This is a genomic window from Nocardia pseudobrasiliensis NBRC 108224 (genome assembly GCF_001613105.1).
GTDB classification, from domain to species: Bacteria; Actinomycetota; Actinomycetes; order Mycobacteriales; family Mycobacteriaceae; genus Nocardia; species Nocardia pseudobrasiliensis.
In genome coordinates, this window is record NZ_BDBS01000009.1 from 105335 (window position 1) to 123718 (window position 18384).

15 protein-coding genes are annotated in these 18384 nt (G+C 66.9%); 9 read left to right on the forward strand and 6 right to left on the reverse strand.

The window, feature by feature from the left end; all coding sequences use genetic code 11:
• Positions 1-85 precede the first annotated feature (85 nt).
• Entirely contained in the window at positions 86-595 is a 510-nt protein-coding gene (locus NP4_RS10090) for a pyridoxamine 5'-phosphate oxidase family protein (protein ID WP_067995426.1), read from the forward strand.
• A 1-nt stretch (position 596) separates the two neighbouring features.
• Here the strand turns inward: NP4_RS10090 and uvrA are convergent, their stop codons facing one another.
• A complete protein-coding gene (uvrA, locus tag NP4_RS10095) occupies positions 597-3536 on the reverse strand; it encodes an excinuclease ABC subunit UvrA (RefSeq protein ID WP_067995429.1) in 2940 nt (979 codons plus the stop codon).
• 325 nt (positions 3537-3861) lie between these two features.
• Here uvrA and NP4_RS10100 point away from each other — a divergent pair, with 325 nt between their 5' ends.
• The 3 genes from NP4_RS10100 to NP4_RS10110 all read left to right on the forward strand — a co-directional run bounded on the left by NP4_RS10100 (position 3862) and on the right by NP4_RS10110 (position 7602).
• Entirely contained in the window at positions 3862-4872 is a 1011-nt protein-coding gene (locus NP4_RS10100; protein WP_082875726.1) for a GGDEF domain-containing protein, read from the forward strand.
• Positions 4873-4883: 11 nt separating this feature from the next.
• Positions 4884-5228: an antibiotic biosynthesis monooxygenase family protein gene (locus NP4_RS10105; protein ID WP_067995431.1), complete on the forward strand. Its 345-nt coding sequence runs from the start codon at positions 4884-4886 to the stop codon at positions 5226-5228.
• A 70-nt stretch (positions 5229-5298) separates the two neighbouring features.
• The gene (locus NP4_RS10110; protein ID WP_067995433.1) at positions 5299-7602 is read left to right on the forward strand and encodes a HelD family protein; all 2304 of its coding nucleotides are present in this window, start codon (positions 5299-5301) and stop codon (positions 7600-7602) included.
• Positions 7603-7853: 251 nt separating this feature from the next.
• Here NP4_RS10110 and NP4_RS10115 read toward each other — a convergent pair whose 3' ends face one another.
• The 3 genes from NP4_RS10115 to NP4_RS10125 all read right to left on the reverse strand — a co-directional run bounded on the left by NP4_RS10115 (position 7854) and on the right by NP4_RS10125 (position 9925).
• Positions 7854-8306 (reverse strand): universal stress protein, encoded by a 453-nt coding sequence (locus NP4_RS10115; RefSeq protein WP_062514067.1) that lies wholly within the window; start codon positions 8304-8306, stop codon positions 7854-7856.
• 276 nt (positions 8307-8582) lie between these two features.
• Positions 8583-8999, reverse strand: coding sequence for a DoxX family protein (locus tag NP4_RS10120; protein WP_067995436.1), 417 nt, complete (start codon positions 8997-8999; stop codon positions 8583-8585).
• 53 nt (positions 9000-9052) lie between these two features.
• The gene (locus NP4_RS10125) at positions 9053-9925 is read right to left on the reverse strand and encodes an AraC family transcriptional regulator (RefSeq protein WP_082875727.1); all 873 of its coding nucleotides are present in this window, start codon (positions 9923-9925) and stop codon (positions 9053-9055) included.
• Positions 9926-10001: 76 nt separating this feature from the next.
• On the opposite strand from NP4_RS10125, the gene NP4_RS10130 reads away from it, so the two are divergent.
• Positions 10002-10475, forward strand: coding sequence for a VOC family protein (locus NP4_RS10130; protein WP_067995439.1), 474 nt, complete (start codon positions 10002-10004; stop codon positions 10473-10475).
• Between the two features lie 137 nt (positions 10476-10612).
• On the opposite strand, the gene uvrB is transcribed toward NP4_RS10130, so the two are convergent.
• Positions 10613-12787 (reverse strand): excinuclease ABC subunit UvrB, encoded by a 2175-nt coding sequence (gene uvrB / locus NP4_RS10135; protein ID WP_067995442.1) that lies wholly within the window; start codon positions 12785-12787, stop codon positions 10613-10615.
• Positions 12788-13650: 863 nt separating this feature from the next.
• On the opposite strand from uvrB, the gene NP4_RS10140 reads away from it, so the two are divergent.
• Both NP4_RS10140 and NP4_RS10145 read left to right on the forward strand, forming a co-directional pair.
• Positions 13651-14214, forward strand: a complete 564-nt coding sequence (locus NP4_RS10140) for a DUF402 domain-containing protein (protein ID WP_067995929.1) — start codon at positions 13651-13653, stop codon at positions 14212-14214.
• A 153-nt stretch (positions 14215-14367) separates the two neighbouring features.
• Positions 14368-14907: a ribonuclease FAU-1 family protein gene (locus NP4_RS10145; RefSeq protein WP_067995447.1), complete on the forward strand. Its 540-nt coding sequence runs from the start codon at positions 14368-14370 to the stop codon at positions 14905-14907.
• Here NP4_RS10145 and coaE read toward each other — a convergent pair.
• Entirely contained in the window at positions 14894-16087 is a 1194-nt protein-coding gene (coaE, locus tag NP4_RS10150; protein WP_067995451.1) for a dephospho-CoA kinase, read from the reverse strand. The two genes, NP4_RS10145 and coaE, sit on opposite strands and share 14 nt — an antisense overlap.
• 291 nt (positions 16088-16378) lie before the next feature.
• Between coaE and NP4_RS10155 the strand changes: the two genes are divergently transcribed.
• Both NP4_RS10155 and NP4_RS10160 read left to right on the forward strand, forming a co-directional pair.
• Positions 16379-16588, forward strand: a complete 210-nt coding sequence (locus NP4_RS10155) for a hypothetical protein (protein ID WP_067995454.1) — start codon at positions 16379-16381, stop codon at positions 16586-16588.
• Positions 16589-16640: 52 nt separating this feature from the next.
• Positions 16641-18383 (forward strand): hydroxysqualene dehydroxylase, encoded by a 1743-nt coding sequence (locus NP4_RS10160; RefSeq protein ID WP_245997909.1) that lies wholly within the window; start codon positions 16641-16643, stop codon positions 18381-18383.
• The last annotated feature ends 1 nt before the right edge of the window (position 18384 follow it).

The window sequence follows — 18384 nt, forward strand, 5'->3', positions numbered from 1 at the left end:
ACGGGCCACCGACAACAATCCGGGGCTGCGATGAGTTTCGCCCGCCCCCACCGTCGGTATCGATAGCCGACCGAGGAGGACCATCATGCAGTTCGAAACCACCAATCTGGATATCTACGGCCATGATCCGCTGCCGTGGTCGCGGGCCCGGGACGCGCTCGACGGCTTCGCCGCCGAACCCGGTAAGCCCGTATTTCTCAGCACCTGCCGCCCCGACGGCCGACCGCATACGGCCGGAGTCGGCGCGCTGTGGCTCGACGGAGGGGTCTACATCGTCAGCGGACCATCGACACGCAAGTCACGCAATCTCGCGGTGAATCCCGCCTGCACCGTGACCTTTTCGTTGCCGGGGCTGGATCTCGTGATCGAGGGCGACGCGGCCGTGGTCACCGATACGCCGACCCTCGAGCGCATCGCGGCCCGCTACCGCGAACTCGGATGGCCCGTCGAGGTGGATGGGCGGGCCTTCACCGCGCCCTACAGCGCCCCGAGCGCGGGCACCCCGCCGTGGCAGCTGTACTTCGTGACGCCACGAGCCGCCGTGGGGGTCGCCAGCGCCGAACCCCACGGCGCCACTCGCTGGCATTTCGGATGAACTAGCCGACCGCCACCTTGCGCCGGGTGGTGGTCTTCTTCGCGGCCTTGGCGGCCTTCTTGACCGGTTTCGGATCCGTGGCGGGCTCGGCGGACAGCGCCTCGCGCAGGAACTGGCCGGTATAGCTTTCCGCCACGGCCGCAACATCTTCCGGTGCGCCCTCGGCAATGACCGTGCCACCGCCGGAGCCGCCCTCCGGACCCATATCGATCACCCAGTCGGAGGTCTTGATGACGTCCAGATTGTGTTCGATGACGATGACGGTATTGCCCTTGTCGACCAGACCGTTGATCACGCCGAGCAGTTTGCGGATGTCCTCGAAGTGCAGGCCTGTGGTCGGCTCGTCGAGGATGTAGACCGTGCGACCGGTCGACCGCTTCTGCAATTCCGCCGCGAGTTTGACGCGCTGCGCCTCACCGCCGGACAGGGTCGGCGCGCTCTGGCCCAGCCGGACATAGCCCAGTCCGACATCGACCAGCGTCTTCAGATACCGGTGGATCGAGGTGACCGGCTCGAAGAATTCGGCCGCCTCCTCGATCGGCATATCCAGCACCTCGGCGATGGTCTTGCCCTTGTAGTGCACCTCGAGCGTCTCGCGGTTGTAGCGGGCGCCGTGGCAGACCTCGCACGGCACATACACATCCGGCAGGAAGTTCATCTCGATCTTCAGGGTGCCGTCGCCCGAACACGCCTCGCAGCGGCCGCCCTTCACATTGAAGGAGAACCGGCCGGGCTGATAGCCGCGCACCTTCGCCTCGGTGGTCGCCGCGAACAGGGTGCGGATCTTGTCGAATACGCCGGTGTAGGTCGCCGGGTTCGAGCGCGGGGTTCGCCCGATCGGCGACTGGTCCACCTGCACCAACTTGTCCAGATGATCCAGCCCGTTCACCCGGGTGTGGCGGCCGGGCACCTGACGAGCGCCGTTGAGCTTGTTGGCCAGCACGGTCGCCAGAATGTCGTTGACCAGAGTGGATTTGCCCGACCCCGATACGCCCGTCACCGAGGTGAGCACGCCCAGCGGGAAACTCACGTCGATACCGCGCAGATTGTGCTCATTGGCCCCGACGACGGTGAGCTGCTTCTTCTTGTTCACCGGTCGCCGTACCAGCGGCACCTCGATGCGCTCGCGGCCCGAAAGATACGCGCCGGTGAGCGAATTGCGGTCGGCGAGCAGACCCTTGTAGGGCCCGCTGTAGACCACTTGGCCGCCGTGTTCGCCCGCGAGCGGGCCGATATCGACCACCCAGTCCGAGGCGTGGATGGTGTCCTCGTCGTGCTCGACCACGATCAGCGTATTGCCGAGATTGCGCAACCGGGTGAGGGTTTCGATGAGTCGGCGGTTATCGCGCTGATGCAGGCCGATGGACGGCTCGTCCAGGACGTAGAGCACACCGACCAGGCCCGAACCGATCTGGGTGGCCAGCCGGATGCGCTGCGCCTCACCGCCGGACAGCGTCGCCGCCGCGCGCGAGAGCGTCAGATATTCCAGGCCGACATCGAGTAGGAAGCCCAGCCGCGCCTGAATCTCCTTGAGCACCTGGCCCGCGATGGCCGCCTCGCGCTCGCCCAAAACGAGGGAGTTGAGGAATTTCGAGCAGTCGCGGATGGACAGCTCGCTGACCTCGGCAATGGAACGGCGTCCCCCGGCCGCGTCCAGAGTGACGGCCAGAATCTCCGGGCGCAGCCGCGCGCCGTTGCAGACCGGGCACGGCACATCGCGCATGTACCCGTCGTACTGCTCCTTGGCGGTCTCGGACTCGGTGTTCTCCATGCGCCGGTGCAGGAACGGCATCACGCCCTCGAAATCGGCGTAATAGGAACGCTTGCGGCCGTAGCGGTTGGTGTAGGAGACATGCACCTGATCCGAACTGCCCTCGAGCACCGCCTTGCGGGCCTTGGCGGGCAACCGGTTCCACGGGGTGTCCATCGAGAAGCCCTGCGCCTCGGCCAGGCCCTGCAGCAGCCGGTTGAAGTATTCGGCCGTCTGCCCGCGCGACCACGGCGCGATCGCGCCGTCGTTCAGGCTCAGCTCCGGATCGGGCACCACCAGATCCGGATCGACCTCCTTGCGGATGCCCAGGCCGGTGCAGTCGGGGCAGGCGCCGTAGGGCGAGTTGAACGAGAACGACCGCGGTTCCAGATCCTCGATATCGAGCGGATGCGCGTTGGGGCAGGCCAGCTTCTCGGAGAAGCGGCGCTCGCGGTCGTGGGCGTGCTCGTCGCGGTCGACGAAGTCCAGCACCACGATGCCGTCGGCCAGCCGCAGCGCGGTCTCGATCGAATCGGTCAGGCGCTGTTTGGAACTCGGCTTGACCGCCAGGCGGTCGACGACCACCTCGATATCGTGTTTCTCCTGCTTCTTCAGCTTCGGCGGCTCGGTGAGCGGATACACCACACCGTCGACGCGCACGCGCGAATAGCCCTGGGTGTTGAGACCCTCGAACAGGTCGACGAATTCGCCCTTGCGCGTGCGCACCACGGGCGCGAGCACCTGGAAGCGGGTGCCCTCCGCCATCGCCAGCACCTGGTCCACGATCTGCTGCGGGCTCTGCTTGGCGATCAGCTCACCGCAGACCGGACAGTGCGGCGTACCCGCACGCGCGTAGAGCAGGCGCAGATAGTCGTGCACCTCGGTGATGGTGCCGACCGTCGAGCGCGGATTACGGTTGGTCGATTTCTGATCGATCGACACCGCCGGGGACAGGCCCTCGATGAAATCCACATCGGGCTTGTCCATCTGGCCGAGGAACTGGCGCGCGTACGCCGACAGCGACTCGACGTATCGGCGCTGCCCCTCGGCGAAAATGGTGTCGAACGCGAGACTCGACTTGCCCGAACCGGACAGCCCGGTGAAGACGATGAGGCTGTCGCGGGGCAGGTCGAGATCCACCCCCTTGAGGTTGTGCTCCCGCGCTCCGCGCACCGTCAGGCGATCCGCCACAGGCCGTCCCTTCTCCCTCGTGTTCGGCGTCCAGATTCATCCCCGCGCCGTCATGCTAGGACCACCCACCGACAAGTTTCGGAAGACGGCAGCCGACCAGGCGTTATCGGGATTTCGGCGGTCGCCGACGGATTGCCGATCGCGCGACGCGACCGTTCATCCAGCCTACGTTCTCCGACGCGCGACCCGCACGCGACCGGCGTATCCATCCAGGCGCCGCGAAAACCTCGCTCCGGCAGTCTCGCGCGCCTGTAATGATCAACGGCCCGGCTCCGATGAAGTGCCCGAACTGTGATCGACGCAATATTGCCAGCACGATCCCCGAATGCCGCCGACGCAAGTCGCCAACGATCAGGGGGTACATCAGGTGGACGCGGACCGGGCCGACGTACCGGCCGATGCCGAACAGCTCGCGCAGCGGTATCGGACGCTGGTGGCGGTCGTCGCGCAGCTCGAGGAGGGCGTGGTGGTGCTCGATCGCGCCGGGCGCATCGAGTCGATCAACCCCGCGGCCCGGCGCATCTTCGGCCGTCCCGACGACGAGCTGATCGGACTGCCCCTCGGCGCGCTGTCGTTGTCGCTGCTGGACGCCAACGCCCAGCCGCTGCCGCCCGCGCTGCATCCGCTCGCGCGCACCTTGGCCACCGGCGAGACCATCTCGCGCTTTGTGTTCGGCATCGACCGTCCCGACGGGCAGCGTCGCTGGCTGTCGGCCTCGAGCCGACTGCTCGAACCCGACGATCCGGACTCATCGGCGGTCTCCTCGTTCAACGACATCACCGAATATCGCGCCAGCCGAAGGCAGTTGGAATACCAGGCCACCCACGATCCGCTGACCGGACTGGCCAATCGGTCACTGGTGCTGGCCCGGCTGGCGGCCGCGCTGGGCGACGGTGTGGAGCAGCCGGTCTCGACCGTGCTGTTCATCGATCTGGACGGGTTCAAGGTCATCAACGACACGCTGGGACACGCCATCGGCGATACGGTGTTGCAGATCGTCGCCCAGCGGATGCAGCGCGGTCTGCGCCGCGAGGATGTGGTCGGCCGGATCGGCGGCGACGAATTCCTGGTGCTGCTGTCCGGGCTGATCCGGCCGCGGGATCTGGCCGCGCTCGTGGCCCGATTGCGGGCCACGATGGCGGAGCCGATCATCGCCCGCGGCCATCGCATTCACATCGCGGCCACGGTCGGTGTCACCGTGCTGCGGCCCGGTGACACCCGAACACCGGAGGCCGTGCTGCACGATGCGGACCGGGCGATGTACCGTGCGAAACCGGCCGCCCATCACGAGGGCGGCGCCCTGGTGCGGCGGCCGAACAGCACCCACGCATCCTGAAAGACTCGCCGATGATCCTCGAACACGCGTTGCTTCCGGTCATGCCCCATCGCACCGCGGAATTCGAGGCGGCCTTCGACGAGGCCCGTACGATCATCGCGAGTATGCCCGGCTTTCGCTGGCTGACACTGTCCCGTTCGATCGAGACCCCGAACACCTATCTGCTGCTGGTGCAGTGGGACCGGCTCGAGGATCACACCGAGGGCTTCCGGGGTTCACCGCAATACCAGCGCTGGAGGCAGGCGCTGCACCACTTCTACGCACCGTTTCCGGTCGTCGAGCACTTCACGACCGTCCTCGGGGCGACACCGCCGGGCCTACCTGCGGTTACGGCGAGTGAGCCGAACCCACATTAGACTCGACAACTCTGTTTTCCGCTCGCGCGCGGCCTCGTCCGGCCGGCCGTGGTGACTAAGGAGTTCCGTTTTGCCCGACCGCCTCACCGAGGACAGACAGGCGACCGATCGCGCGGCCGAACTCGAGCGCGAGCAGGTTCACCTCACGCGGCTGTACCAGCGACTCGACGAGATGCGCGCCTATGCCCAGCGGCGGTTGCGCGAGGTGTTGCTGGAGACCGGGGGCACGCCGCAGGCGCGCAGCGAACGCGAGTCGTTCACCCAGCTCTACTCCGAGGATCTGTCCAAATACGACGCCGCCGAACACGGTCTGTGTTTCGGGCGCATCGATCTGGCGGACAACGACGACGAGGAGCATCGCTATATCGGCCGTATCGGCATCCTCGACGAGGACGACGATTACGAGACGCTGCTGCTGGACTGGCGCGCCCCGATGGCCCGGCCGTTCTATCTCGCCACCACCGCCCAGCCCGACGGGGTCACCCGGCGTCGACACATCCGCTCGCGCAACCGCCAGGTCACCGCCGTCAACGACGAGTATCTGAGTCTCGAGGCCGCGCGCCGCGACGGGGCCATCGACTCCGACGAGGGCGGGGTGGGCAGCGAGAGCGCGCTGCTGGCCGCGCTCAACGCCGCCCGCACCGGGCATATGAGCGACATCGTCGAAACCATTCAGAGCGAACAGGACGCGATCATCCGCTCCGAGCACAAGAGTGTGCTCGTGGTGCAGGGCGGACCGGGCACCGGTAAGACGGCCGTGGCGCTGCATCGCGCGGCGTATCTGCTCTATACCTATCGCCAACAGCTGGACAAGGCCGGTGTGCTGATCATCGGACCCAACACCACCTTCCTCGACTACATCGGCCAGGTGCTGCCCTCCCTCGGCGAGACCGGCGTACTGCTGTCGACGATCGGCAATCTGTATCCGGGAGTTCGGGCGACGCTGGAGGATTCGCTGCGCGCGGGCGAGCTGAAGGGCTCGCTGAATATGCTCGAGGTGCTCAAGAAGGGCGTGCGCGACTGGCAGCAGGTGCCGAGCGAGCCGATCCGGCTGCGCTTCGACGGCTACGATCTGACCCTCGATCGCAAGATCGCCACCCGCGCCCGCGGCCGGGCCCGCTCCTCGCGCCGGGCGCACAATCTCGCGCGGCCGGTCTTCGCCGCCTCGGTGGTCGACGCGCTCACCGATCAGCTGGCCGAGACGATGGGCCGGGATCTGACGGGCGGCCGGAACCTGTTGAGCCAGGCCGATCTCACCGAGATCCGCGACGAGATGCGCGCCGACGCCGAGATCCAGCGCGCGATCGCCGGACTGTGGCCGATCCTCACCCCGCAGGAGGTACTCGCCGGGCTGTGGGCCGATCCCAAACGGCTGGCGCGGGCGGCCGATCAGCTCTCCGCCGAGGATCGCCAGGTGCTGTACCGGCCCGACGACGGAAATTTCAGCGCGGCCGATACGCCGCTACTGGACGAGCTGGCCGAACTGCTGGGCGTCGACGATACCGAGGAGCGCGAGCGGTCGCGGCGACGCTGGCGGGCACAGCTGGCCGAGGCGCAGGACGCGCTGGACATCCTGACCGGTTCCGCGCCACAGGATCTCGAGGATGAGCTGGATCCGGAAATCCTCATGGCATACGACCTGATCGACGCGAGCCAGCTGGCCGAGCGGCAGCAGGTGCGGGCCCGCCAGACCACCGCCGAGCGCGCCGCAGGCGACCGAACCTGGACCTACGGGCACGTGATCGTCGATGAGGCACAGGAACTTTCGGAGATGGCGTGGCGAATGGTCATGCGGCGCATCCCCAATCGCTGGGTCACGGTGGTGGGCGATGTGGCGCAGACCGGCGATCCGGCGGGCGCCTCGTCATGGCAGTACATGCTGGAACCCTATGTGGCCAAACGCTGGAAGCTCACCGAGCTGACTGTCAACTACCGCACCCCCGCGGAGATCATGGCCGTGGCCGCGGATGTGCTCGCGGCCATCGATCCCGACACCACCGTGCCCCGCTCGGTTCGCGAATCGGGTTATCCGCCACGGGCTTTGCGCGTCGAACCGGCCGACCGCGCCGAACAGATCGCCAAGCTGGTCGCCGAGGAGGCCGACCGCCCGGGCATCACCGCGGTCCTCGCCCCGCACGATCTGGTGCACGAATTCGACGATCAGGCAGGCGATTCGGTGCGAGTGCTGACCGTGGCGGAGGTCAAGGGCCTGGAATTCGACGCGGTGATCCTGGTCGAACCACAGCGGATCCTCGACGAGTCGCCGCGGGGACTCAACGACCTCTATGTGGCGCTCACGCGTGCCACGCAACGGCTGTCGGTCGTGCACAGCGATGCGCTACCCGGGGTGTTGAGGGGCCTCCAGAAAGACTGAGCGCCCCGGCCCGAGTACCCCGCTCCGCCCCCGAAGCCCGTGACGACAGGCAGCTCGAACGCATCCCGGAGATCCTCCGGCCCCGCGTCGAGAAGGTGGGCAGGCACAAGCCGCGCGCCGCGAGCAGGTTCTCGACGGCAGACAACTCGGCACGTCTGGAGAAAGTCCAGACACGCTGCGTCGAAACGGCCCGCGAGTACGCGACGTCCCCGGCCGCCTGGCCGGGGACGTCGCGTACTTGTGGGCTCGGGTCAGCGCACCGTGTGCACGATCAGCACATCGGTGCGAGACTTGCGGGCCACGTCCGAGGGGACCGAGCCCAGCAGGCGGCCGGTGAGGGTGTTCAGGCCCCGGTTACCTACTACGAGCAGATCGGCGCTGACCTCCTTGACCAGGGTCAGCAGGGATTCGACCGGCTCGCCGACGACGGCGCGCTCGACGATATTCGTGGCGCCCGCGGCGGTCGCCCGGTCGCGGCCGGTCCGCAGAATCTCGTGCGTGGGCGCCGAGCCGCGGACCTGGTAGGCCTCGTCCTTGAGCACATCGGCCGCGGCGGCGACATCCCGATCATCGGTCGGGTAGTACGCGCAGGCGAGGTACAGGGTGGCGCCGGCAGCGCCGGCCAAGGCCGCCGCTTTCTCGACGGCGACGTACGACGAGTCCGAGCCATCGGTACCGACGACAATGGTCCGATAGGCGGTCATCTGTCCTCCAAACGTCCAAAGGGGTCGGATGCCGACGCGATTTGCCCGTGACGCCGGGTACCGCGTGGCAACTGCGCTAGACGATAACCTTTACGGGGCCGGAAATATCCCGAATCGCAACACATCACACCCGCGCGGCGAGTAACGCACAGCACATGTTCCCGGGCCGAATGTCATATACGGCCTCGGTTACCAGCGCCGATTCCCGGACCTCGGCGTCGGCGAGATCTTCGCCACCGAACCGAACGGTCTTGTGCCGCTGGGATTTCCGTCACATCAGCCGAGGTGGAAAAGCGGCCCGCTGATGGTGAGCCCGAGCTCCGGGGTATGGGCGAAGAAGGCGAACAGCATCAGCGACGCACCGCCCAACGCCACATTTTTGTTGAAATTCACCATCTCGCCCTGCTTGGCTTGTGGATCGGTCTCCTTCCAGAACGCGTGCATGAGCACCGCGGTCGGCAACACGAAGACCAACAGAATGAGCGAGCCCAGATCGGCCCAGATCCCGAGCAGCACGCTCAGGCCGCCGACGGCCAGCATCGCGCCCGACAACAGCACGCTGATCTTGGCGGCGGGCACGCCTTTACTCGCGCTGTATCCCGCCATGGCATCGGTTTGAGTGAAATGACCGACGGCCGATCCGAGGAACAACAGGGCGAACAGGATCCGCCCTATCAGCACCAGAACATCCATCGCCAACTCCTCCTCGCTTGTCGGCATTACCTGCCGAGCCGGTAATACAGGATTCAACCGGACATCAGCGAGTTGCGGGCGTATTCCAGCGGCGCCATTCCGACTTCCTTGGCGAACTCGCGAGAGAAATGAGCCTGATCGAAGTAACCCAGGTCCAGGGCCAGCGCGGCCAGGTCGCCGGTTCGCCCGTCGGCCAGCAGCTGCGCGCCGTCCTGGAGGCGATAGCGCCGCAGCACCCATTTCGGCCCGGCCCCCACATAGCGGCGGAACAGGCGCTGCAATGTGCGGATCGGCAGGTCGAAACGGTCGGTTACCTGGTCGACCCGAGTCAGATCGCGATCGGATTCCATGGCCGCGATGATGCGCAACACCAGGCGATAGGACTCGTCGACCGGTGTATGCCGGGCGGCGTCGGTGAAGAAATCCTCGACGATATCGCGGCGCTCCTCGTCGGTGACGGCGGCGAGCACCTTCTCGGTCAGGCCCACCGCATCGGGCAGTATCGCGGTGAGTTCGGCCGCGGAATCGCTCAGTGAGCCGACGTCAAGACCGGTGAATGCGCCGAAGCCGCCCGGTCGGAATTTCACGCCGAAGGTCTCCCCCAGCCCGGACAACTCGCGAATGTATTTGACCGTGCTGACCCCGCTGACCCAGCCGCCGCTGCGCGTGTGGGTGCGCTCGAAGGTCAGATTGACGCTCGGAAACGGCAGCACCTCGGCCCGATAGTCCGGTCGGCCGCGCAGATCCCAGGCGACCGACCAGTACCACTCGATGAAACGGGCGGTCTCCCCGCGAGCGGGCAATCGGCCCAGCGTGCGCTGGCGCGCCTGCTCGCGCGGATACAGAATGCCCTTGGCCACCTCCGGTGGTGGCACCGGAATCAGTTCGGGCGCAATATTTTTCGCACGATCCTCAGCCTCGGTCACGATCTCGCCTCCGATCGCGGCGAGCCTGTCGCGTTCTTACAAGATCCGAACCGGGCAAACGACGAGAGTGGTTCGCATGACGAACACAGTGAATCCGATCCCCGAGGGCTACCACTCCATCACCTGCTTCCTCGCCGTCCCCGACGCCAACCGGGCCATCGAGTTCTACACTGCGGTCTTCGGCGCGCAGGTGCTCAGCCGCAACGACCTGCCCGACGGCCAGGCCGCACACGCGGAACTGAAGATCGGTGATTCGACCATCCAGGTCGGCATGCCGGTCGCCGAACACGGCCTGCGCGCCCCCGCCGACGACTGGGTCCACACCAGCATCGTCCACTACTGTCCCGACGTCGACGCGGTCGTGAAACTGGCCCGTGAACACGACGCCCGCCGCGTCGAGGATCCGGCAACCTTCGTCACCGGCGACCGCTTCGGCGCGGTCATGGACCCCTTCGGCCACCGCTGGGTCGTCATGACCCGCGTCGAGGACGTATCCCGCGAGGAGGGCGAGCGCCGGGTCAACGAGTGGATGGCCCAGCAGCAGGCGTGACCAGCCCCCTGCGCGGCCGCCGCTGGCCGCGCAGGGGCCACGCCCCGGGTCGTGAACCACAGCCGGGAGACCATCGCGGGGAAGTGCGCTCCCGGCTGGAAAACCTTCCGGCGCAACCGAACGCGCCGCGATCCGAGTCATTTCAAACCGGCGGCGTCCATGCCGCGCAGTTCCTTCTTCAGGTCGGCGATCTCGTCGCGCAGGCGACCCGCGAGTTCGAATTGGAGCTCTCGCGCGGCGTTCATCATCTGGGCGGTGAGGTCCTTGACCAGATCGGCGAGTTCGGCGCGAGGCATGGACTTGATGTCGCGGCCCTCGTAGACACCGGCGCTCACCGCGCGGCCCGGTTCGCCCTGGGCGCGGCGGCCTCGGCTGGCATTGCGGCCGGAGCCGCCGACCTCGACCACCTCGGTCTCGTCGGCCTCGCGGTAGACCTGATCCAGGATGTCGGCGATCTTCTTACGCAACGGTTTCGGGTCGATGCCGTTGGCCTCGTTGTAGGCGACCTGTTTGGCCCGACGGCGCTCGGTCTCCTCGATGGCCTGACGCATCGAGTCGGTGACCTTGTCGGCGTACATGTGCACCTCGCCGGACACATTGCGCGCCGCGCGGCCGATGGTCTGGATGAGGCTGGTGGCGCTGCGCAGGAAGCCCTCCTTGTCGGCGTCGAGGATGGCCACCAGCGAGACCTCGGGCAGGTCCAGACCCTCGCGCAGCAGGTTGATGCCGACCAGCACGTCGTAATCGCCGAGTCGCAACTGCCGCAGCAACTCCACGCGCCGCAGCGTGTCGATCTCCGAATGCAGATATCGCACCCGGATGCCCATGCCGAGCAGATAGTCGGTGAGATCCTCGGCCATCTTCTTGGTGAGAGTGGTGACCAGCACCCGCTCATCGCGTTCGGCGCGCTCGCGAATCTCGTGCACCAGATCGTCGATCTGCCCCTTGGTCGGCTTCACCACCACATGCGGGTCGACGAGGCCGGTCGGGCGGATGACCTGTTCGACGAATTCGCCTCCGGTCTGGCCCAATTCGTAGGGTCCGGGCGTGGCCGACATATATACCGTCTGCCCGATCCGGTCGGCGAACTCCTCCCAGGTGAGCGGGCGGTTGTCCACCGCGGAGGGCAGCCGGAAGCCGTATTCGACCAGATTGCGCTTGCGCGACATATCGCCTTCGTACATGCCGCCGATCTGCGGGACGGTCACATGCGACTCGTCGATGATCAGCAGGAAGTCGTCGGGGAAGTAGTCGAGCAGGGTCGCCGGGGCCGAGCCGGCCGGGCGGCCGTCGATATGACGCGAGTAGTTCTCGATACCCGAGCAGAAGCCGACCTGCTTGATCATCTCCAGGTCGTACTGGGTGCGCATGCGCAGTCGCTGTGCCTCGAGCAGTTTGCCCTGCCGTTCCAGCTCTGCCAGCCGCTGTTCGAGCTCGATCTCGATGTCGTGCACCGCGCGGGCCATGCGATCGGGCCCGGCGACGTAGTGGGTCGCGGGGAAGATGCGCAGCCGGTCGACCTGACGCACGACATCGCCGGTGAGCGGGTGCAGATAGTAGAGCGCCTCGATCTCGTCGCCGAAGAATTCGATGCGGACCGCGAGCTCCTCATAGGACGGGATGATCTCGACGGTATCGCCGCGCACCCGAAAGGTGCCGCGGGTGAAGGCCATATCGTTGCGGGTGTACTGCACATCCACCAGCAGTCGCAGCAGCCGGTCGCGGTCGACCTCGACACCGACCTCCAGGGGAATCGAGCGATCCAGATACGACTGCGGCGTACCGAGGCCGTAGATGCACGACACCGAAGCGACGACCACGACATCGCGCCGCGACAGCAGGCTCTGCGTGGCCCGGTGGCGCAGTCGCTCGACATCGTCGTTGATCGAGCTGTCCTTCTCGATATAGGTGTCGGTCTGGGCGATGTACGCCTCGGGCTGGTAGTAGTCGTAGTAGGAGACGAAGTATTCGACCGCGTTGTGCGGCAGCATCTCCCGCAGCTCATTGGCCAGCTGGGCGGCCAGCGTCTTGTTCGGCGCCATGATCAGCGTGGGCCGTTGGACGCGCTCGATCAGCCAGGCCGCGGTCGCCGACTTACCGGTACCGGTGGCGCCCAGCAGCACCACATCCCGCTCGCCGGCGCGCAACCGGCGCTCGAGGTCGTTGATCGCCGTCGGCTGATCGCCGGCGGGTTGGTGCTCACTGACCACTTCCAGGCGGCCGTCGGCCCGCTCGATCTCACCGATGGGCCGGAACTCCGAATGCGCCAGCGGCGTGCTCCCCTCGGCGGGGACCTCGGTTGCGAAAGCCATGTGACCACCCTAGGACGACCCACCGACAACAAACAGGCACTCGCCGCGGCCCGACCGGCCAGGCCCGACGCGCCGATGCGGGATCGTGACTCATCTCACTTCCCCGGACTCGACGGACCCGCGCGGAACCTTCCGGCAAGGCGGAGCCGCGCGGCCGCTCGGCGCGGGCCGCAATCCGGAACGATCACGACCGCAACTCCGCGGCAACCATGCGCCGTCGATGGGGTGGCATTCCACCGGCACACTCCGAGCCGACCGCGGCGAACACCTGCCAGCCACCGGCGAACAGCCCGAAACCGCTGCACGATAAGGCTTTTCACCCCGGACGGGGATTACCGCGCAGACAGCCGCACCCGCACGCGCCCGCACAACAGCCGTCAACCACCCTGGCACACAGGCGAAATCAGCTCCGAAACCACCGCGACAATTATCGGCGGCGCATATTTCGACTCCCCACGACACACCTTTCGACCGCACGAATTCCTCCCCCGATCGCTCGCGCGCGGCAGCATGGGAGCAAGACGGAATCACCCGCCCGAACAAGGTTGCCGGTCGCGCCGAGCACAGTCGCGGCTACAGCGGACCAACCGGAAAAGATCAAACGTCCAATGTCCGAATTGTCCGGTGCCACAACGGGGCTCATCCGCGATAGCGATTCTGCGGCAGGACAATTCCGGTCTGTTCACGTTCACACGCACGGGGTTGCTGAGGTGTACTCTGACACGGTCCGAGATTCGGCAAGAATCGAGAAGGGCAATGTCATGGCCGGTTTTCACATATCACTTCTGGCAGTACCCGCGATCGCCGGACTCGTCGAACGAGCCCGGGCGTCGCGGAGCACCGCGCCCGATGGAGTAGTACCCATGTTTGCGAAGCGCACGAACACCACCGGTTCCAACTCTCCCGTTGCGGAGGCCACGAGAACCCCACACCGGCCGCGCGTCGAATATTTCGATCTCGCAGACCTCACCAAGACCGACGCCCGCGGCTTCGTGCGCTCCGTCGAGAGCTGCCATGCCGAACCGTTCGGTTTGTATCTGGTCTGCACCGCGGACACCCCGCCCAACCGCTACACCGAGATCTGGCTGCTGCCCGAGCTGTCGATCCAGGTGGCGATGCACCACGTCAACGCCGGTCACGACCGCGACCCGATCTATCACATCCAGGTCGGGGACTTCGCCCGCATCGAGCCCAAGCGTTGGCGCGGCTGCTATCACTACATCGATATCGTCGCCCGCAACGGCCGCGTCCCCGAACTGCGCGGGGTCGACGAGCTGTTCGCCGCGCACGCCGCCGGTCATATCGACGCCGCAACCGCTCAGCAAGCCTTCGAGCGCGCGACCGCGGTCGTCGACGGGATCGCCTCACACGACCACAACTTCGAACGCTGGCTGACCACCAAGGGAATCACACTCAGCTGGCTGTGAGCAGGCCGCATCCCGGCACATCGGATGGCCGCCGCATCGCGATGGCGCATAATCTCCCCAGGCGACGACTGATCTCGTACGCCCGCGGAAGACAAACCTGTGACCAGGCCATGCGGCGGAACCCGAGTGGCCTGCACACGAGAGGCGGCGTGGATGACGCAGGCAGAAACGGGTTCGACCCGGACGGTGGATCTGCATCGACCCAAGGTCGAGCATTTCAACCTCTCCGATCGGACGAATGTCGACCCGAAGGGTTTCGTCCGCCCCGTCGATCGCTATCACGTCGAGCCGTGGGGCCTGTACATGGGCCGTCCCGCCGACCACCTCGAATTCCACTACCTCGAATCGTGGTTACTTCCGGCGCTGGGCATCCGCGCGACGAAGTTCCACCACAACCCCGGTCATGAGCGCCGCGAGGACTACTACGTCGATATCGGCGACTTCGGCGAGGTCGAACCCGGCCGGTGGCGTTCGCTCGATCTGTACCTCGACATCATCGTGCGCAACGGCGAGGATGCCGAACTGCTCGACATCGATGAGCTGCTCGCCGCGCACGCCGCCGGCTATCTCGAACTCGCCGAGGCCGAGCGGGCGGTGGCCATCTCGACCGCCACGATCGACGGAATCGCCTCGCACGGCCACAATTTCGACCGCTGGCTGGCCGCGCTCGGCATCGAACTCACTTGGCGTTGAGACGCTCCCACTCCCGCACGCGCGGATAGATCTCGTCGAACCACGGCGTCTTGACATCGAGGTAGGCCTGTATGGCCCGCTCACCGGACAGGCCCGCCGCGGCGGCCTCCGCCTTCTGCTTCACCGCCAGATACTCCTCGCGCGCGGCCGGTTCGGCGCGCAGCCAATCGCGAAACGACAGCGCGAACCGCTGATTGGGCCAACCGTCCACCCGCACATGGACATTCGCCCGACGGCCCGCGTCGGCGCTGACATGGATCCGCTTACCCCACCGCGCGGGATCGGTTCCGGGCTTGGGATCGTCGTGGTCGTATTCGGCGATGCGCGGGAATCCGGCCTGCTCCAAAGGTTCTCGCAGCGCGTCGGCGACATCCAGATCGGCCACGGTGATCTGGATATCGATGACGTCCTTGGCGGGCAAGCCGGGCACCGCGGTCGAGCCGATGTGGTCGATGCGCACTGCCGACCCACCGCAGGCCACGGCCAGGCGGGCGATCAGCCGCTGCGCCGCCGGGGCCCAGTCCGGATCCGCGGGGACCAGCCGCACCGCGCCGCGTTCGGGCCGGGTTCGGGTGCGCAGATTGTGCTCGAACGGCACCAGCCGATCGTCCCAGAGCGCGCGCACCCGAGGTTCCAGCGCCTCGGCGTCGGCATTGTTGTCCAGCAGCACATCCGCGGCCGCGCGGCGCTGCTCGTCGGTGGCCTGGGCCTTGATTCGGGCCAGGGCGTCGGCGTGTGCGACACCGCGGAATTCCTCGAGGCGACGCACCCGGGTCTCGACCTCCGCGGTGACCACGACGACCAGATTCATGAACGCGCCCAGGCCGTTTTCGACCAGTAGTGGAATATCCTGCACCACAATCGAATCGGCCGGCGCCGCGGCGATCAACTCGGCGGTGCGCTTACCCACCAGCGGATGGGTGATGGAATTCAACGTCTTGCGCGACTCGTCGTCGGCAAATGCCTTGGCGGCCAACGCGGCCCGATCCAGTCCGCCGTCCGCGGCGAGTATTTCCGCGCCGAAGGCCTCGACCAGAGCCGCCAATCCCTCGGTGCCGGGCGCGACCACCTCGCGCGCGATGACATCGCTGTCGACGAGTACCGCGCCCCGCTCCACCAGCAGACGAGCCACCGTCGACTTACCCGCGCCCATTCCTCCGGTGAGACCGATTCGCAACATTCGACCAGTGTCCCATCCCGAATCCGGCCACGCTCGGCGCACCCCGCGCACGGCCAATCGGGCTGGTTACCCACGGCGGCAATGACTCTCACCCGATTCCCAGCAAATTACCCATTCCGTGACTGGCGCGATATCAATTCGAAACTTTTTCGCCCGTATCCGGACCGTAGGTACACAACTTTCCGACACGCCGGGGTCGAAGTTTCGCAAAATACGGCGCTTCACACTTTTGTTCCGCTAATGTTTCGCCGCAGGCGATCCAGGCCGTCTCGAGCTAGCAAAGGAACACCATTGGGCACCAAAAACATCCAGACGGGTCGCCACCGACTGGGTATGCCGGGCACGGTGCACTGCGTCCACCTCCCCGCCGTCGCCACCGCCTTGGCCGAATACCGTCGCCCCTGGCTCACCGCCCTGCTCAGCCCCGCCAGGCACAGTTTCGCCTCCATGCGCCGGCGCACGCTGCTCTCCTCTCGCTGGGTTCCCGCGACCGCCAGCTGATTTCCGGCCGAATCTCTCCCCATGCGACGCCGTCTCGTCCGACACTGACCTGGTGGCCGAAGACGCACGCGCGACAGGCGGACTCAGCAGGCGACGAATTCTGACCGCGGCCGCGGCCGGTATGGCGGCGTTGACTTTCGACGCGACCGCCGCGGCCGCACCGGCCGGCCGGCGAGTGGCCGTCTTCGGCGGCGGCGTGGCCGGATTGACGGCGGCGCACGAGCTGATCGAACGCGGTTACGACGTCACAGTCTACGAACCGGTCGCCTTGGGCGGTCGAGCGCGCAGCATTCCCGTGCCGGGCACGGGCCGCGACGGTCGCGCCGATCTGCCCGGCGAGCACGGCTTCCGTTTCTTCCCCGGCTGCTATCAGCACGTGCCCGACACGATGGCTCGAATCCCGTTCTCCGGCAATGCCGACGGCGTCGCGGGCAATCTGACGCAGGTCGGTGTGACCACCCTCGCCTTCCCGGACCGCCCGCCCGTCACGGTCCCGGCCGCGCCGGGCGGAATCGCCGACCTCACCCCCGAGGGGATCCGACGTTCGATCACGACGACGCTGTCGTTCCTGCCCGGCCTGCCGCCGCAGGAGCTCTCCTATTTCGCCGACCGGATGCTGATGTGGTATTCGATGTGCGACGAGCGGCGCTTCGGACAGTGGGAGTACCGTTCCTGGCCGGATGTTATCGGCGCACAGGGCAAGTCCGCGATCTATCAGGACTATCTGGCGCGTGCGCCGTTGCAGCTGGTGGCGGCCGCGCGGCCGGAGCTCACCTCGGGGCGGGCGTGGATGACCGCATGCCAGATCCTGCTGCTGGCCGGGACGGGCCTGGCCCCCGACTACCGCGGCGGACTCGATCGCGTACTCGACGGCCCGACCAGCGCGGCGTGGATCGATCCGTGGGTGGCGTATCTGCGGTCGCGGGGCGTGCGCTTCGTCCTGGGCGCGGCGCTGGATCGCCTGGTGCTCGACGGCGCGCGGATATCGGGCGCGGATCTGGGCGCGAGTTCGGTCGCCGCCGATTGGTTCGTATGCGCGATGCCCGCGAATCGGCTGGCCCGGTTGCTCGGCGATGACATTCTCGCGGTGGATCCACAGCTGGCCGGGGTGCGGGATCTGGTGCTGGAGTGGATGATCGGCGTGCAGTTCTATCTGCGCCGCCCGAGCGCGCTGCCGCACGGGCATATCGCCGCGATGGGCACACCCTGGGCCCTCACCGCGATACCGCAGGCCCCGATCTGGCGCGGCGACTTCGCGGCGGCCTACGGCGACGGCTCGGTGGCCGATTGTCTGTCGGTGGACGTGTCGGTATGGGACGCGCCCGGAATCCTGTTCGGCAAGCCCGCCCGGGACTGCACGAAAGCCGAAGTCGCCCAGGAGGTCTGGGCGCAGCTGACGCAATGGCTCGACAACGGCACCGACTGGCTGCGCGATGCGGACGTGCATTCGTGGTTCATCAATCCCGGCGTACGGTTCGAGCCCGGCGGCGTGGTCAACGACGCGCCCCAATTCGTGAACACGATCGGGGCGTGGTTTCGCAAGCCGCAGGCGCGGTGCGCGGTCGAGAACCTCTTCTTCTGCGGCGAACACGTCCGCACGACCTTCGACCTGGCGTCGATGGAGGCGGCGAACGAGGCGGGCCGCCGCGCGGCCAATGCGGTACTCGACGCCGCGAACGACGACGCCCCGCGCGCACGGCTGTTCGGGGCGTTCGAACCACCGATCTTCGAACCGCTCAGGCGCGTCGACGCCGACCGCTACCGCGCGGGTCTACCCCACCTGCTCGACACGTGAA